Below are 17,034 nucleotides of genomic sequence, written 5' to 3'. Positions count from 1 at the left end.
TCTTGTTGGACGTAAATAAATTTCATTCTATGAGAATCGGCCTGGCTTCCCCGGAAAAGATCCGTTCCTGGTCCCACGGCGAAGTCACGAAGCCGGAAACGATTAACTATAGAACGCTGAAACCAGAACGGGACGGCCTTTTCTGCGAACGCATCTTTGGCCCGACCAAGGACTGGGAATGCCACTGCGGTAAGTACAAACGCATCCGCTATAAAGGTGTGGTCTGCGACAAGTGCGGCGTCGAAGTCACGCGGGCAAAAGTCCGTCGTGACCGCATGGGCTCCATTGAGCTTGCTGCTCCTGTCTCCCACATCTGGTATTTCAAGGGGATTCCCTGCCGCATGGGCGCCATCCTTGACATTGGTCAGCGCGCCCTTGAAAAGGTCCTCTATTTTGCAAGCTACATCGTCCTTGATCCGGGCGATACGAACCTGACAAAAAAGCAGCTCCTCACAGAAGCCGAATACCAGGAAAAACTGGATGAATTCGGGGATACTTTCCGCGTCGGCATTGGTGCCGAAGCCATCAAGGAACTGCTCCACGAAATCAATGTGGAAGAACTGACGAAGGAACTGCGGGCAGCACTCAAGACGGAGACGAGCCTCCAGAAAAAACGCAACATCGTGCGCCGTCTCGATGTCTGTGAAGCCTTCCTCAAGAGCGGCAACAAGCCAGAATGGATGATCATGGATGTCATTCCGGTCATTCCGCCGGATTTGCGTCCGATGGTTCAGCTCGATGGCGGCCGTTTTGCTACAAGCGACCTGAACGACCTCTATCGCCGTGTCATCAACCGTAACAATCGTTTGAAACGCCTTCAAGAACTGCAGGCTCCGGACATCATCGTCCGGAACGAAAAACGGATGCTCCAGGAAGCTGTCGATGCCCTTATCGATAACGGCCGCCGCGGCCGCGCCGTAACGGGCCCTGGCACGCGCCCCTTAAAGAGCCTTTCTGATATGCTCAAAGGGAAGCAGGGCCGTTTCCGTCAGAACCTTTTGGGTAAACGTGTCGACTACTCCGGTCGAAGCGTTATTGTCGTTGGTCCTGAAATGAAGATGCATCAGTGCGGCCTGCCGAAAGAAATGGCCCTTGAACTCTTCAAACCGTTCATCATGAAACGCCTTGTCGAAAACGGTACGGCAACGAACATCAAGAGCGCAAAGAGAATGGTCGAACGCGCGACGGATGCCGTTTGGGATGTCCTGGAAGAAGTCATCAAGGAACACCCTGTCATGCTGAACCGTGCCCCGACGCTGCACCGTCTGGGCATCCAGGCTTTTGAGCCGATTCTGTCCGAAGGCCGCGCCATTAAACTTCATCCGCTCGTCTGCACGCCTTTCAACGCCGACTTCGACGGTGACCAGATGGCTGTTCACCTGCCGCTGTCTGCTGAAGCCCAGGCTGAAGCCCGTGTGCTCATGATGAGTGTCAATAATATCCTGGCTCCAAAAGATGGGAAACCAATCACCGTTCCGACGCAGGATATGGTATTGGGCGCGTATTATCTCACCATTTTCCGCGAAGGGGCCAAAGGAGAAGGCCGTCGCTTCATCAGTTTTGACGAAGCAAGACTGGCATACTTCAATAAGGACATCGCCCTCCAGGCCAAGATCAAGGTTCGTGTCCCCAACTCCGAAATCTATCCTGAACCGTCCGATGTGGGTGAGAGCCTTGTCACGACGAGCATGGGCAATATCATCTACAACTGCGAACTGCCGCTTGAAATGCGCTATTATTCCAAGCAGGAAGATGGAACCTGGCTTCTTGGCAAGCTCATTGATAAGAAGGAACTGGGCCGTCTTGTCGCCAAGGCCCATAAGCTTTACGGGAACTTCGGCACGGCCCGCGTCCTTGATACGGTCAAGAAACTCGGTTATGACAACGCTTGTCTGTCCGGTCTGTCCATTGCCGCGTCGGATATCGAAATTCCGAAGGAAAAGGGCGAAATCCTTGCTGCTGCTGAAAAAGAAGTCGATAAGGTCGAACGCCTCTTCAGCCGTGGGTTGATGAGTGAAGACGAACGCTACCGCAAGGTCATTGATATTTGGAACAAAGCTACGGAAGATGTTGCTGATGCCCTGATGAAGAACACCATGGATCAGTTCAACCCGCTCTTCATGATGGCCAATTCCGGTGCCCGCGGTAACGTACAGCAGATCCGTCAGCTCGCTGGTATGCGTGGATTGATGGCTGACCCGTCGGGCCGTATCATCGACCGTCCGATTAAATCAAACTTCCGTGAAGGGCTGACCGTATTGGAATACTTTATTTCCACGCACGGTGCCCGTAAAGGTCTTGCCGATACGGCCCTTAGAACGGCTGACTCTGGGTATCTGACGCGCCGCCTTGTTGATGTTGCCCAAGATGTCATTGTACGTGAAGATGACTGCGACGTAACGACCATGAATCTCGTCCGCGAACGGGCTCGTTTCTGCAAGAACGTCCTCGGCTCCAGCCAGCGCAAGCTGAAGGAATACGCCGTGGGCCGTACCCTTGCTTCCAGCGTCCTTGCTGACGATGATTCCATCATTGCCGAAGCCGATACGGTGGTTACGGAAGACGTCTTTGACCGTCTCCTTGCTGCCAAGGTCCTGGAAATCCGTCTGTATCCTCTTGATGAAGAAAATGGCGAAGACGCCGAGACCCTTGCCATCAATGTCAGCGAAGATAAGGTCAAGACGGCTTTCCGTGAACACATGACCCATCACTTCCTCGATAAGGAAGTGGCGGAAGATATCCTTGATGGGGAAGGAACCGTCCTTGCCCATAAGGGAGATCATTTCACGGCAGAGCTCATTGAAACCATTCTTGATAATGGCACGGTTAAGGAACTGAGTATCCGCAACAACGAAGTTGACGGTATCTACGTTGAAGCCATTACGGCCGGCAAGAACAAGAGCACGGTCCTGGAATCCCTCCGCGACCGCCTCGTGGGCAGAACCCTTGCCGAAGAAATCGAAGACAAGGACGGTCACGTCCTTTATCACATCAATGACTACATTACGGAAGATATGGCTGATGTCATCGCCAGCCTCCGTGAAAAAGTCAAGATCCGCAGCGTTCTTACCTGCAAATCCCACTTTGGCGTCTGCCGCAAGTGCTATGGACGCAACCTCGCCACGGCCCGCAAGGTCGAAATCGGCGAAGCTGTCGGGACCATTGCCGCCCAGGCCATCGGGGAACCGGGCACCCAGCTCACGATGCGTACGTTCCATACGGGCGGCGTTGCCGGTGCTGACGATATTACCCAGGGTCTTCCTCGTGTCGAAGAGCTCTTCGAAGCACGGAAACCGAAACATCCGGGTATCCTCAGCGAATCGGCAGGAACCGTCAGCGTCCAGGAAAAGGAAGATGGCCGTTTTGTCATCATCACCCGCGAAGATGGCACGGAAGATTCCTACCATATTCCATATGGGGCCAAACTTCATATTGCCGACGGCGATCATGTGGAAGTGGGCGACCGCCTGACCGAAGGGTCCCTCAATCCGCACGATATCCTGCGTATCAGCGGGCCTGCCGCTACGCGTCACTACCTCGTGCAGCAGGTACTCAGTGTCTATAAATCCCAGGGCGTTGAAATCAACGATAAACACGTTGAAGTCATGGTCCGTCAGATGATGCGCAAATACCGCATCGACGATGCTGGAGATACAAAGATGCTGCCGGGCTCCGTTGTGGACATCGCACAATTTGAAGATGAAAACGATGAAGTCATGGCAGAAGGCAAGGAACCGGCACAAGGACATCCGATCCTCCTCGGGATCACCAAAGCTTCCCTGGCAACAGATTCCTTCCTGTCAGCTGCTTCCTTCCAGGAAACGACGAGAAACCTGACCGACGCCGCCATCAAAGGCAAAGTCGATCCGCTCCTTGGTCTTAAGGAAAACGTCATCATTGGTAAGCTGATCCCCGCAGGTACGGGCATGCCTAAATACCGCAATATCCAGCTCAAGCTTCATCGTCCCGATGAAGTTCAAGAGAGCACGGACAGCGAAAATGCTGATGAATAAGCTGTAAATAGAAAGCCGCGAAGAAACCTAGATTTCTTCGCGGCTTTTTGTGTTTGGTGGAGTAAAGAGACTGTACAGGCAGCGACGCTGCCTCCTATATGGGGGCGGTTTGGATCCGTTCCTTTGAGGCTTTTCTCATTATCCGAACATTACTCATTGTTTAGTTTTCCATTGACCACTTTTTATCCTGTTCTTATTCTCTTTTTTCGTCCTTTCTTTTTCAAACAATTCCATAATGATTACATATTGCATACAATATACTTTCAAATTGTCCCTAATATTTCTCCCAATCCCTTGACAATGACACTGCTTGTGTTGTATAAATAGACCAATGCTAATTATGAACGAAATAAATAAAGAGGCATTCAACGTTCATAATATAACAGCTTTTTCCATCAAAAAAGGGAGCCCCGCTCCCTTGTCATTGTGATTCTATTTTTTATCATTCATCTGCAGGTACATAGTGTTTCAGACAGGCACTCTTGAGTCCTTCCGATACCGGTGTCTTTTCTTCCTTCACAATCCTCTGGACTTCTTTTTTCAGCGTCTGCGTCGATGCCAAGTGGGGGAGGACGTCTTCCTCCGTAAAAAACGATGGCTCGGCGTAGTTATCAGCAAAGACGGCGATAGTTTCCACCTTTACGTGGTGGGCACCTTCTTTTGCCAGGGTTTCCTTAAAGACCGCTTCAGATTCCTCAAGGGCCCGTACAGGATTTTTTACAATGAGGCTTGACGCATTATCCGTCACACGCCATGTGGAATCCTGATTATGACCATAGATGCGGTAGCCCTTATGGATGACCCTAAGGAGCAGCGCCTTTCCGGGAAGAAGGGCAATGAGGTCGACGCCTGTAAGGCTGCCTTTTGGGGGCACAAAGAAATAGGTTTTTTTATGGGAACCTTCTCTGATGGCTTTTTTGACACGCTTCATGGCCATTTCCGGTGTGCGGGCTTTTTTCATCTGGAGCCATTTCCAGCGGAACACAACAAGGCCCGTAGCAAGTACGAGGAAAAAAATAAGGATTTCTTTGAAACTATGAAGCTTCCAGATTGTGAAATCAGGAAGGATTTTGATGACAACGTCTTCCATGACAAGACTCCTTTTTGTAGGGAGAAATTTTTACATGCTCCATTATATCAGCCTTTCGTAGTTTTTACTAGGCGAGGCCCCTTTCCAATGATATAATGGATATGTACTAAAATTCTGAAAAAAGATGATTTCCCCATCTGGGGTTTTCATACAGCGCACTCATTCTATTTAAAAGGGGGACCTATTATGGCTGCAACAAATGAAAAGGAACTGTCCCGGGTGGACCGGTTCCTCAACACGATTGAACGTGTCTGCAACAAATTGCCACCGCCTGCCATCCTATTTTGTATCCTGTTTCTTATCGTGGCTTTTGTCGGGATGTTCTTTACCTTCTCTGGTTTTGGCCTCGAAAATCCGGCGACCCATAAGGTCGTCTATTCCCAGAACCTCTTTACCAAAGAAGGTGTCCAGTGGCTTTTGACCAGCATGGTCAAGAACTTCACCGGTTTTGCACCTTTGGGACTTGTCATCACCATGACTATGGCCATTGGCTTCTGTGAAGAATCAGGCATGCTTGTTGCCATGCTCCGCCGCAGTATGAAGAATGTACCGCCTAATATCGTACCGTTTCTCATTGCTTTTCTTGGAACGGTCGGCAACATTGCCTCCGATACGGCCATGGTCGTCATTCCGCCTCTTGCTGCCCTCGTTTACATCGGCGTCAAGAAAAACCCGGTTGTAGGGATGATTGTCGGCTATGCCGGTGCCCAGGCTGGTTTTACGGCAAACCTCATGATTGCTGGTACGGACTCCCTGCTGCAGGGCCTTACGAACCAAGCCATTGATGCGTTTCTCGGTACACCTGGGAAATTTGTTGTTGATGTCACCTGTAACTGGTACTTCATGATTGCTTCTACCTTCCTGTGCTCCCTTGTGATTGGCCTTGTTTCAACTAGGATCGTGGAACCTCGGTTCCCCGTCTATCACAGCAAAGATGAAGACGAGACCATCCAGGAAGTGACCCCCCTTGAAGTAAAAGGACTTCATCGTGCCGGTTTTGCCGTTGTGCTCTATATTGCCATCCTCGCCATCGGTTTCTTTGCAGGCGTTCTTTCCAAAGACGGACATACCCTCGTCGGATCGTTGCTCCTCAAAGGTCTCATCCCGATTCTCTTTTTCCTCTTCAGTATTGCCGGCATCACGTATGGCATCACGACGGGCAGCTTTAAATCTGTCAAGGACGTCAACAAAGCCATGGTCAAGCAAATGAGCGGCATGGGCGCCTACGTTGTTTTCTGCTTTTTCTGCGGCCAGTTCCAAGCTCTTTTCAACTGGACCCATCTGGGCACGCTCATGGCGATTTCCGGTGCTGACTTCCTCAGAGGAATCGGCTTTACGGGCCTTCCCATGTGCATCGCCTTTATCCTCATTACGGCCCTCATCAACATCTTTGTTTCGAGCGGCTCTGCCAAGTGGGCCATCCTCGCTCCGATCTTCGTTCCGATGTTCATGCTCCTTGGCTACCATCCTGGATTTACCCAGCTCATCTATCGCTTGGGCGACTCTCCGGGGAACTGCTTTACCCCGATGTCTCCCTACATTTGGATGATCCTTTCTGTGGCCCAGGAAAAATACATGCCTGACATTGCCATTGGGACCCTCATTTCCAACATGATTCCTATTGCCATCGTCCTTCAGATTGCCTGGATTGTTTTCCTCATCGTTTGGGAAACCTTGGGCCTTCCCATTGGACCGGGCGTCGGCATGCAGCTGCCCCCGGGCATTCTCTGACTAAAACGACTTTCCTTTTAGGGAAAGGTAACCCGTACGCTCTCTAGTTTGAAAAAGCGCTGCGCTTTTTGAACATCCGGCGGGGCTTCGTGCCTTGCCGGATATTTTACTATCTAAGGAAGAAGTTGATTATGATGAAAATACAGAAAGTACCCCAGCAAAAAGGTACCCTTGCCGCCTTCATGAACCTTGTCGAACGGGTCTGCAACAGGCTGCCGCCTCCAGCTATTCTTTTTTGTCTGCTCTTTGTCCTGACCGCCCTGTTGGGCGCCCTCTTTACGGAAATGGGGGTACATCTTGAAAACCCCGCCACCCACCATATCGTCACGGCCCAGAACTTTTTCAGTAAGGCCGGTATCCAGTGGCTCCTCACAAATATGGTGAAGAACTTTACGGGCTTTGCGCCTTTGGGCCTTGTCATTACTATGACCATGGCCATCGGATTTTGTGAGGAATCAGGTCTCTTGGTTTCCCTTTTGAATCGATCCATGCGCCGCGTGCCGCCCGCTCTCGTGCCTTACCTCATCGCCTTTGTCGGGACCTTGGGGAACATTGCTTCTGATACCGCGGCCGTCGTTATCCCGCCCTTGGGTGCCCTTGTTTATCTTGGCGTCAAAAAGCATCCTGTGGCCGGGATGATCGTGGGCTACGCCGGTGCGAACGCTGGTTTTACGGCAAATCTCATGGTCGCTGGTACGGATTCTCTGCTGCAGGGCTTGACAAACGAAGCCATCAAAGGCTTTTTGGGAAATCAGGACTTTGCCGTTGATGTCACCTGCAACTGGTACTTTATGGTTGCCTCCACCTTCCTTGTCGCCCTCGTGATTGGGTGGCTCTCCCAAAAAATTGTAGAACCCCGTTTTGGGACCTATGAAGGGCCCGTGGAAGAGGAGACCGTCGCTGAAATCGGGCCGGCGGAAAAGCGCGGCATAAAAAACGCGGGACTTGTCGTCCTTGTCTTCATCCTCATCGTCGTGGCAGGTTTTTTTACGGGCATCCTTTCCAAAGATGGACATACCCTTGTGGGCTCCCTGCTCCTCAAAGGGCTCATTCCTATCCTCTTTTTTGTCCTCAGTGCGGCAGGCATTGCTTACGGTCTCACCACAGGAAAATTCATGAATCTAAAGGATATCAACAAAGCCATGGTCAAACAAATGAGTGCCATGGGTTCCTACGTTGTTTTCTGCTTTTTCTGCGGCCAGTTCCAGGCCCTTTTTAACTGGACCCATATGGGAACCCTCCTTTCTATCAAAGGGGCGGAGCTGCTCCGGGAAATTGGCTTTACTGGACTTCCCCTCAGCGTGGCCTTTATTCTCATCACGGCGCTCATCAACCTTTTTATGTCAAGTGGTTCTGCCAAATGGGCCATCTTCGCGCCGATCTTTGTCCCGATGTTCATGATGCTCGGGTATCATCCCGCTTATGCCCAGCTCCTTTATCGCCTGGGTGATTCACCGACCAACTGCTTTACCCCCGTCATGCCCTACCTGTGGATGGTCCTTGCCGTAGCCCAGGAAAAATACATGCCCGATATCGCCATCGGAACCCTCGTCTCGAGCCTCGTCCCCCTGGGCCTTGCCCTCCAGGTCATTTGGATCATTTTCCTCATCGCCTGGACCCTCCTGGGAATCCCCATCGGTCCTGGTGTCGGTGCGACGCTGCCGCCAGGAGTCTTGTAAGGGAAAAACAGTCCTAGATGGATTATCGTGTGTACTGCCTTGCGAACATTTTGCAGGGCAGTGTTTTTTTAAGCCTTTTTCAGCGGTAATGAAAAGGCCCGTGAAAAGGGAATAAAGAAAGAAAAAAGGGGGTTCATAATTTACAGTGGTTACAATTATCGATAAAAGAATTTGGCAAAGCATATAAAATGAAACTATCATATAGTTAATCATGGCTAAATGGATATAAAAAGAAGGTTAGAAAAGACGAATAATTTTTGAGAAGAATTCCTATTATGTCTCTTTGAAATAGACAAATTAATAGAAAAATAAGGAAAATATGATATACAAAAATGAAAATCTGTTATAATAGATACAGAATCAAAAAACGAAATGACCCATCATTTCAGCATCATGCACTTATTTTTTGCAATGCGCAGACAATATGAAAGGTGCTGTCTTTCTTCAACCGACTGATTCGCCCTGTGATCTTGGAATCGCCATCGCGTTATTTCCCTGAACCCTTACCTTATGGATTCTTGTCAATCCAAGGAAATTTCGCCCTGGCCCTTACGGATCCTCCGCCGATGAAGCCATTGCCTGCGGATCCATCAAAGGAGGAACTCAAAAGACATGGAAAAGAAGCTGCAAGAAAAAGCAAGTCTCCTCGATCGTTTTCTGGATACGGTCGAACGGGTGTGCAATAAATTGCCACCTCCTGCCATCTTATTTGGCATTTTATTTGTGATTACGGCGATTGTTGGGGCTCTTTGCACCCAGGCCGGATTTGCACTGGAAAACCCGGCCTCTCACAAACTGGTGGCATCCCAGAACTTCTTTACTAAAGAAGGCATCCAATGGCTTCTCACGACGATGGTGAAGAACTTCACTGGATTTGCCCCCTTGGGCCTTGTTATCACCATGACCCTTGCCATTGGTTTTTGCGAAGAATCAGGCATGCTTTCCGCGCTGCTGCGCCGAAGCATGAAGAACGTACCGCCCTCTCTCGTCCCCTTTATTGTTGCCTTTCTTGGCGTCTGCGGAAACATTGCATCTGATACGGCCATGGTTGTCATTCCGCCCCTTGCGGCTGTTGCCTATATCGGTGTCAAGAAGCACCCTGTTGTTGGGATGATGGTCGGTTTTGCTGGTGCGGAAGCAGGTTTTGGCGCTAACCTCATGATTGCGGGGACCGATTCCCTGCTCCAAGGCCTTACGAACCAAGCCATTGATGGTTTCTTTGGCAAAGCGGGAGTTTTTGCTGTAGACGTGACGTGCAACTGGTACTTCATGTTTGTCTCTACTTTCCTCTGTGCCTTCATGATTGCCCTTGTTTCCATCAAAATCGTAGAGCCGCGCTTTGGCAAATACGAAGGCCCCGGTGCTGATGAGGAACTGGGCGGTGTTTCGGAACTTGAAATCAAAGGACTTAACCGTGCGGGTCTGGTCATTGTCCTTTATATTGCCATCTTGGCTGTTGGCTTTTTCTCGGGCATCCTGTCTAAGGACGGACATACTTTTGTAGGGTCTCCGCTTCTTAAGGGCCTCATTCCCCTTCTCTTTATCATGTTCAGTTTGGCCGGTATTACCTACGGCGTGACAACAAAATCTTTTACCTGCATCAAGGATGTCAACAAAGCGATGGTCCACCAAATGAGCGGGATGGGTGCGTTCGTCGTTTTCTGCTTCTTCTGCGGTCAATTCCAAGCCCTCTTCAGTTGGACCCATCTGGGAACCCTGCTTGCCATTTCAGGGGCTGATTTCCTTGAAACGGTAGGTTTTACGGGGCTTCCCATGTGTGTAGTCTTCATCATCATCACAAGTCTCGTTAATATCTTCATGTCTTCCGGCTCTGCCAAGTGGGCCATTTTCGCACCGATTTTCGTTCCTATGTTCATGCTTTTGGGATATCACCCTGGATTCACTCAATTGCTTTATCGACTGGGCGATTCACCAACAAACTGCTTTACCCCCATGAACCCTTATTTGTGGATGATTCTTTCCGTAGCCCAGGAAAAATATATGCCCAAAGCGGCCATTGGGACCCTTGTATCGAACCTCATTCCGATTGCTGTCTGCCTGCAGATTGCGTGGATTATTTTCCTGATTATTTGGATGACTTTGGGTCTTCCCATTGGACCTGGCGTTACGATGCAGCTGCCTTCTGGCATCCTGTAAGAGTTCGGTTTATTTCTGAGCGCTGGAGCTTTGGCTTCGGCGCTCTTTTCCTGTTGCCTGGAAAAAGTGGGGGAGGAAGGAATCTTTCTTCCTTTTCCCATATTTTTTTATAAAATCCGTTGACAAAAATGCCACTCTTCGATATAATAACGCTTGTGACCGCGTCCTAGGACGCACCAAGATTCCCCGATAGCTCAATGGTAGAGCACTCGACTGTTAATCGAGTTGTTGTAAGTTCGAGTCTTACTCGGGGAGCCAATGGCCGGATGGTCAAGCGGTTAAGACACCGCCCTTTCACGGCGGTATCGGGGGTTCGATTCCCCCTCCGGTCACCATTTTTTTTTGGGCGCTTAGCTCAGCTGGGAGAGCGTCTGCCTTACAAGCAGAATGTCAGCAGTTCGATCCTGTTAGCGCCCACCATCTTGTTGCTGTTTATAACGGGGCGTAGCTCAGTTTGGTAGAGCACCTGCCTTGGGAGCAGGGGGTCGTAGGTTCAAATCCTGTCGCTCCGACCAAATTTTTTTTGCGGGTGTAGCTCAATGGTAGAGCCCTAGCCTTCCAAGCTAGTTACGTGGGTTCGATTCCCATCACCCGCTCCATTTTATTTTGGCCCCGTAGCTCAGCTGGATAGAGCAACGGCCTTCTAAGCCGTGTGTCGAGTGTTCGAATCACTCCGGGGTCACCATGTCGAATCTTTAGCCTTCCTTTCGGGGAAGGCTTTTTTGTTTCACGGTGCGGTTCCTGATAGAAATCGCATTCTTTTTGGGCCCCAATATAATGAAATCAGACCACCACGAAAAAAGGGTCGGAATATGGGGCTTTTTCGATTCGATCAAGGCTGCGGCAGAAGAATGTGCAGTTTAGCAAAAGGCACAGATGCAGCTTAGCCCGGCCCGGGAATTTTTGGGGATGGAACGCTATGCCATTGACTGCTGCGGCGCCAATCTCTATGTTCATGATCATGCCGTTGTCATCGATAAGACGGGCGGCCTTTGGATCGTGGGGGACAACAATTTCAAGGTCATTCCTTTTAAGTCCATTGCTGCTATCCAGGTAAAGCTGCAGTCGACGATCATCAATGGGTACCTTGAATTTAAACCGGCAAACAGCCCCCTTACCATCGGCAGCGGTAAGGCCGAACAGACGCGTGAAAACAGTGTGATCCTAAGCGGAACGGATGAACGCTATGCCGAGGCAAAGGAAGCCCTGCCATACATCTTTGACAAAATCTGCAATCACTGAAAGGATTCTATCATAAGCCATGACTAGGTAAGGTCGTGGCTTTTTTTGTTATTTTTGTTGCAAAGAAGGTGAGCATTTCGTATGATAGGAACGTGATAAATACGAAGTAAAATAGGGGAGATTAAAATATGGGTAAAAATCCCAGATCATGGGAAATGGAGAATGGACCGAGGGCGTTTTTTGCCTTTGTGGCAATGACCTCATTTTTTTTGACGGGAAGCACTGCGGCTGCAGCAGACGAGCCTATTCAGGAGATTGTTATTACGGCGACGAAGACCAAAAACGACCGCAAGCTGATTCCTCAATCAGTTGATGTATTGACGCAGAAAGACTTTGCCAAATGGGGAGCCCAGACCGTGGAAGATGTCCTGAAACGGGTGCCGAATCTTGACCTGACGCCGACTTCCATGCAGGGTCAGTCGTCACAAGTGACGCACCAGGTGTCGCTGCGCGGCATGGGCAATAAGGGAACACTGATCCTCGTCGATGGGCGGCGGCTAGCCGGTGAAGACGCACCGGAAACAATCAATGGCTACGAATTGCGGCGCATCAACCTTCATGATGTGGACCGCATTGAAGTGCTCCGCGGGGCAGCCTCCGCCCTTTATGGCAGTGATGCTGTAGGCGGCGTAATCCAGATCTTTATGAAAAAGCCCGAGGGGGCATCGTCTTATGCCGGCGTCACGACGGGGTCCAGCGAAACTTCCTTGTATGGCGGCTTGAATACGGATAAGCTGGGAAAACTGAGCCTTGGCATGAGCTACGACCTTACCAAGGTCCGTAAGGATGAAAGTGAAGGCTGGACCAATATGTTTGGGCCCCGGCGCCATTTTTCTTTTGAAGGAACCTATGAGATGACGGATGAAGATAGTGTCCGCTTTGGAGCGTCTTTTATGCGCGAATCCCTGCGGCAAAGCGTCCAAAGCCGCGGCACCACTTGGTATGACAATAATCGTCAGGACTATCACTTGGCCTATGAAGGGACGCACGGAAAAAATGAGTACGATCTCAAGGTGTACCACAACCGCTTAGGAAAACACTCTTATTTGGGTGCAGGAACTGGGTACAATTTTGACCGGGCCGAGTATGCGACGAGTGCCGTCGAAGGGCGCGTGACGTACCGCGCCGATGAAAGCCATACCTTTACTTACGGGACAGAATACCGTCATCTAGAGGCGGGCAGCACGCGTTATGGCGGAAGCCGTACGGACCGTTTTCAGAGCGAGGGAGGCCTCACCAAGGGATATAGCGAACGGGGCACGGATCAGTATGCTTTTTACGGTGCCGATGAATGGAAAATCGGGAAGAAACTGCTTTTTGTGCCTAGTATCCGCTGGGACCATCATGAAGACTTTGGCAGTGAGTGGTCACCGCGGGCTGGACTGACCTACCTTATGGATGACCATAACCGTTTCAAGGTGAATTATGGCTTTGCCTACCGTGCACCATCCCTTTTTGAACGCTATGGTGATATGGAAGAAACGCCCGTACCCTATATGACGGTCATCGTCTACGGAAACGAGGACCTGCGCCCCGAAAAGACCCGCACTTTTGATGCCGGTTACGAAGGGGAGTGGGGCAAAGCAAAAGGCCGCGTGACCTACTTTTATAATCAGGCAAGAGACCTTATTGTCAGCAAGGTCATAGGCAGGATCCCGGGCCGCGGCCATATGACGCTCATCAACTCCTATGCAAATGTTGACCGCGCCACCATTCAAGGCATCGAAGGTGACTTCCATTATGACTTTGATGACCATTACGGTATCCGGGCCGCCTATACCTATATGGATGGGCGTGACGACGAAACCCATGAACCGCTTTCGGGGATGGCCCGAGCCACGGGGCTAATGGAAGTTTCCTACACGGATGGTAAGAAAGCCCCCTTTACTGTGAGCCTTGCCGCTAGATGGAACGACCGTTACCGCATCGAAAGCGCCAGGACCGGATTAGCAAGCCTTTATAGCTACAGCACGATGGATCTATCGCTTACTAAACAACTGGGTCGCATGATGGTCTTTGCCGGCATCGATAACCTTTTTGATAAAACGTTCGATACGGACAGTAGCTTTGCCATTCCCGGACGGGTTTGGAAGGTGGGGGCGGAGTGGAAGTTTTAGTTTAGTTTGGTTCGGCGCAAAGATTGCATCAAGTCAAGGTGTTGTGAAAAAACCATAACGCCGACCCTAAACCTAAAGAAAAGAGAGAAAAGCCCCACCTGGACAAAGAGACGCGTTCGGGTGGGAGCTTCAATCTGATTTCTTCTTTCATTCGGAATCAGATGATTCAATAGGTGTTGAAATATTTTCTGCAGATCGAACTGAGCGGAGCGATGTGAAGGCAAAAGCCCGTAAGGCAGGGATAGTACTGGAATGAAACATGGACTTTCTTGCCTTTATATTGCCTTATAACTGCCTTCTTCAGACAAGAAACGCATCCCCGACAACACAATTGGCGCCGGCCTCACAGTTTTTAGCCTGTCGCCATCGGCGGTCTTAGCCAAGCGGAGCGTCTTAGCCAAGGAAGACCCTTTTTCCTATGCTTTCCGCCTCAGCCAGCTGCCGAAGGCAGCCTTAGCGATATAGCATCAAAGCAGGCCTTTTAGCTCGACAGCCAGAGCCGCAGGCTCGTGACAGCCATTTTGGCCAAGCCTGAATAGACAGCTTGACAGCCTTTCTTTTCCCACAGCCTACGGGCCACCCTTGCACGCTGCAATGGTGGCCCGTTCTGCATTTTCTTATAATCTCATTTCCCGCACGCCGTCAAAGAGGACGACGGCTTTATCTTTCTTGAGGTTCTTCATGACATTTTCGTCTTGGCTTTCTGCAAACTTCCCGTCCTTTAAGTCAAGGCGCACAATCTTACTGGGGGCACCGCCGCCGCTTCTCCGGACGATGAGGCTTGTTGGATCTGCCGTAACAATAAGGGGCGTTCTCATGAGGGTGAAGGTCTGCTTTACCTCAAAGGTGCCGTTCCGGAAGGTCCCCCACAGGGCTGAATCACCGCCTGTGCCACTTGTGTAAGGCCCGGAAACAATCGCAAGGACGTCAAGAGTCCCGTCTCCATCCAGGTCAAGGATTTCATAGGCGTATCTTGTATCTTTCCGCTCCGCCTCGTCGATGCCGTAGGTTTTTATGATGGCCCTTTCAAGGGGCGGAAACTTTTTCATGCCGCTTGTTATGCGGCGAATGTCCTCTGGAATCCACTTACCGCCCCATAAAGGCGGTGTAACCGTGTGGCCTCTCTTTTCAGAGGGGGTGACTTCAAGGGCCGACAGTCCATACATTTGGTAGAGCCGAATTCGGGCATTTTCATGGGTCCATTCTGTATAAGTGGCTCCTGCTTCAGACGGAACCGATTGGACCTTTGTCGGAGCACCATAGTACCACGTTAGGACCGGTTCATAGGCAGCGGCCCGGGAATCTTCGAGCTGGACCGTAATGCTCTGCACCTTGCCGTCCCGGTCATAGAGTGTTCCCGCTTCCCGGTTTTCACCAAAGAGGCGGACCGGATAGGTGCGGCCAATTGTAAATGTTCCATCGGCGGAATCAGTGGGCGTGCCGCCACCAAAAAATTCTGCGGCTTCTTTGTCATTTTTTCCTAACAGGGCAAAAAAGTGGGTAAGGGTCCAGCGGGTCCCCGTGTGCCGTAGCGGAGTATAGAGGGCTGCCTCATTTTTTTCAAGTAATGAAGGAAAGGCTTGAGCGGCCCCCATAAACCCCATGGAAAGACAAGTGAGTAGGATAGAGGCAGCAATTTTCTTATTCATAAGATCCTCCTTGTGGAACGAATGAAATGAAGATTCCTGCAGGAACCTATTATTTACGGTGCTTGATACGTATAAACACATAGATAAGGCAGAAGACCCATACCGTATGGGTCCGCGCGTCAGAAGGAAAAAGAAAGGAAGCTCCCAAAATAGCAAGCATGAGATAATCAGATAGATACATAGGCACTCCTTTTGAGGATGGTAAGGACTGGTTTGATAGGTCCATTATAGCATGCTTCTGTTACCGCATCTTAGGGAAATCCCATACAGGTGGTTTTAAGCAAACGATTTATCTAAAATCTAAAATGTCATTCGTATCGATTTGAACATTCATCGTGATGGACTGAAAGAAGAATTTAGTAAGGAGCTTTCTTTTTACACTCCGTCACGGACGGACGAATTCGTGAATTGATTTGAAAAGTATTAGAATTTTCTGCAAAAATGTAAAGAATAATATATGTGATTCGTAGATACTTTTATATATAGTTGATAAAATCAAACTTTATATACTTATTTTGCAATACGTAAATTATAGAAAATGTAAAATAATTGAGAGTTCACAATATTGACGTAAAATTCTGTTCATGATATTCTTTATTCATAAAATATGTTTCGCAATTCCATTTATGGTTGAGTCATTTTATCAATGAGGATGCGTGGGTCCCCTATTGAGCACTGCAAATGATTGCCATATGGGATAATTGTGAAAGCATAGCAGAAAAGGGTTTAAAAAGGAGGCGTTATCATGAAAGTCAAAAAAGTCGTTACCTCAATTTTAGCCATGCTTGTTGCCGGTTCCGTCATTGCCGGCTGCGGCGGTAGCGGCGGGGATAAGAAATCCGCTGATGGTAAGCTTGATCGAAGCAAACAGTTTGTAACCGTGCTGACTGGACCTACGAGCGGGATTTATTTCCCCATTGGAGGTGCATTCTCTAAGGTTGTAGGAGAGATGGGCTATAAGACGTCTTCGACGGCAACAGGTGCAACGGTTGAAAACATCAATGGCATCCTCACTGGAAAAGGTGAACTTGCCATTGCTATGTCGGACTCGGTTATTCAGGTTCTTTGTCAAATGTTGGGGTGCCCCACAACTAAATCGCCTTTTAGGAACTCGGCAAGGCATTTGCCGAGTTCCTTTTTTGCCAATTCACATAGAGAATCCGGTTCCTAAATCTGTTGAAATCACGCATTCCAAATGCAACTCTCTTAACCGTCTTAATCAGGTTGTTACAGCCTTCTGTGAATCCATTGGAGTATGGCTGGATAATTGCTTGAATAATTGCAGCCTCCCAATCTTTAAAAGATCTTAAAATCCCTTTAAAAGCATCTAAGTTGTAGCCCATTACCATAGCTAAC

The 17,034-nt window shown here is 49.7% G+C and carries 10 protein-coding genes and 6 tRNA genes; 13 read left to right on the top strand and 3 right to left on the bottom strand.

The features are described 5' to 3' along the window. Nucleotides 1-2 precede the first annotated feature (2 nt). Nucleotides 3-4,013, top strand: a complete 4,011-nt coding sequence (gene rpoC, locus H503_RS0107695; protein WP_016459990.1) for a DNA-directed RNA polymerase subunit beta' — start codon at nt 3-5, stop codon at nt 4,011-4,013. 442 nt (nt 4,014-4,455) lie between these two features. Here rpoC and H503_RS0107685 read toward each other — a convergent pair whose 3' ends face one another. Then, nucleotides 4,456-5,103, bottom strand: a complete 648-nt coding sequence (locus tag H503_RS0107685; protein ID WP_009014959.1) for an NERD domain-containing protein — start codon at nt 5,101-5,103, stop codon at nt 4,456-4,458. Nucleotides 5,104-5,289: 186 nt separating this feature from the next. On the opposite strand from H503_RS0107685, the gene H503_RS0107680 reads away from it, so the two are divergent. From H503_RS0107680 to H503_RS0107630, 11 genes are all read left to right on the top strand, one after another. After that, nucleotides 5,290-6,834, top strand: coding sequence for an AbgT family transporter (locus H503_RS0107680; RefSeq protein ID WP_016459991.1), 1,545 nt, complete (start codon nt 5,290-5,292; stop codon nt 6,832-6,834). A 131-nt stretch (nt 6,835-6,965) separates the two neighbouring features. After that, a complete protein-coding gene (locus tag H503_RS0107675; protein ID WP_014129053.1) occupies nt 6,966-8,513 on the top strand; it encodes an AbgT family transporter in 1,548 nt (515 codons plus the stop codon). Nucleotides 8,514-9,125: 612 nt separating this feature from the next. Continuing rightward, nucleotides 9,126-10,670 (top strand): AbgT family transporter, encoded by a 1,545-nt coding sequence (locus H503_RS0107670; RefSeq protein ID WP_009014956.1) that lies wholly within the window; start codon nt 9,126-9,128, stop codon nt 10,668-10,670. Between the two features lie 183 nt (nt 10,671-10,853). Continuing rightward, nucleotides 10,854-10,928, top strand: a tRNA-Asn gene (locus H503_RS0107665). Nucleotides 10,929-10,930: 2 nt separating this feature from the next. Then, a tRNA-Glu gene (locus H503_RS0107660) sits at nt 10,931-11,005 on the top strand. A 9-nt stretch (nt 11,006-11,014) separates the two neighbouring features. After that, nucleotides 11,015-11,090 (top strand) — tRNA-Val (locus H503_RS0107655). An 18-nt stretch (nt 11,091-11,108) separates the two neighbouring features. Further along, a tRNA-Pro gene (locus H503_RS0107650) sits at nt 11,109-11,185 on the top strand. Nucleotides 11,186-11,195: 10 nt separating this feature from the next. Further along, a tRNA-Gly gene (locus H503_RS0107645) sits at nt 11,196-11,269 on the top strand. Nucleotides 11,270-11,278: 9 nt separating this feature from the next. Then, nucleotides 11,279-11,355, top strand: a tRNA-Arg gene (locus H503_RS0107640). A gap of 191 nt (nt 11,356-11,546) precedes the next feature. After that, nucleotides 11,547-11,912 (top strand): hypothetical protein, encoded by a 366-nt coding sequence (locus H503_RS0107635; RefSeq protein ID WP_009014955.1) that lies wholly within the window; start codon nt 11,547-11,549, stop codon nt 11,910-11,912. 194 nt (nt 11,913-12,106) lie between these two features. Further along, nucleotides 12,107-14,029 carry a TonB-dependent receptor plug domain-containing protein gene (locus H503_RS0107630; protein WP_226828459.1) on the top strand — a complete coding sequence of 641 codons (1,923 nt, stop codon included), beginning with the start codon at nt 12,107-12,109 and terminating at the stop codon, nt 14,027-14,029. A 617-nt stretch (nt 14,030-14,646) separates the two neighbouring features. On the opposite strand, the gene H503_RS0107625 is transcribed toward H503_RS0107630, so the two are convergent. Next, entirely contained in the window at nt 14,647-15,678 is a 1,032-nt protein-coding gene (locus tag H503_RS0107625) for a hypothetical protein (protein ID WP_009014953.1), read from the bottom strand. Between the two features lie 745 nt (nt 15,679-16,423). Between H503_RS0107625 and H503_RS11940 the strand changes: the two genes are divergently transcribed. Beyond that, on the top strand, nt 16,424-16,849 hold the full coding sequence (locus H503_RS11940) for a TAXI family TRAP transporter solute-binding subunit (protein ID WP_026385652.1): 426 nt from the start codon (nt 16,424-16,426) through the stop codon (nt 16,847-16,849). Here the strand turns inward: H503_RS11940 and H503_RS12270 are convergent. Then, nucleotides 16,782-17,034, bottom strand: a 253-nt coding sequence (locus H503_RS12270) for a transposase (protein WP_162141337.1), incomplete at its 5' end; no start/stop codon positions are given. The two genes, H503_RS11940 and H503_RS12270, sit on opposite strands and share 68 nt — an antisense overlap.

The organism is Acidaminococcus intestini DSM 21505, from assembly GCF_000425045.1.
Lineage (GTDB): Bacteria > Bacillota > Negativicutes > Acidaminococcales > Acidaminococcaceae > Acidaminococcus > Acidaminococcus intestini.
Note: the sequence above shows the minus strand (reverse complement) of the source record. Positions and strands in the feature narration are given on the sequence as shown.

What these genes read in the sequence shown, in the direction of transcription:
- H503_RS0107685 (WP_009014959.1), bottom strand. Translation starts at nt 5,103, where the DNA reads ATGGAAGACGTTGTCATCAAAATCCTTCCTGATTTCACAATCTGGAAG.
- H503_RS0107680 (WP_016459991.1), top strand. Translation starts at nt 5,290, where the DNA reads ATGGCTGCAACAAATGAAAAGGAACTGTCCCGGGTGGACCGGTTCCTC.
- H503_RS0107675 (WP_014129053.1), top strand. Translation starts at nt 6,966, where the DNA reads ATGATGAAAATACAGAAAGTACCCCAGCAAAAAGGTACCCTTGCCGCC.
- H503_RS0107670 (WP_009014956.1), top strand. Translation starts at nt 9,126, where the DNA reads ATGGAAAAGAAGCTGCAAGAAAAAGCAAGTCTCCTCGATCGTTTTCTG.
- H503_RS0107635 (WP_009014955.1), top strand. Translation starts at nt 11,547, where the DNA reads ATGCAGCTTAGCCCGGCCCGGGAATTTTTGGGGATGGAACGCTATGCC.
- H503_RS0107630 (WP_226828459.1), top strand. Translation starts at nt 12,107, where the DNA reads ATGACCTCATTTTTTTTGACGGGAAGCACTGCGGCTGCAGCAGACGAG.
- H503_RS0107625 (WP_009014953.1), bottom strand. Translation starts at nt 15,678, where the DNA reads ATGAATAAGAAAATTGCTGCCTCTATCCTACTCACTTGTCTTTCCATG.
- H503_RS11940 (WP_026385652.1), top strand. Translation starts at nt 16,424, where the DNA reads ATGAAAGTCAAAAAAGTCGTTACCTCAATTTTAGCCATGCTTGTTGCC.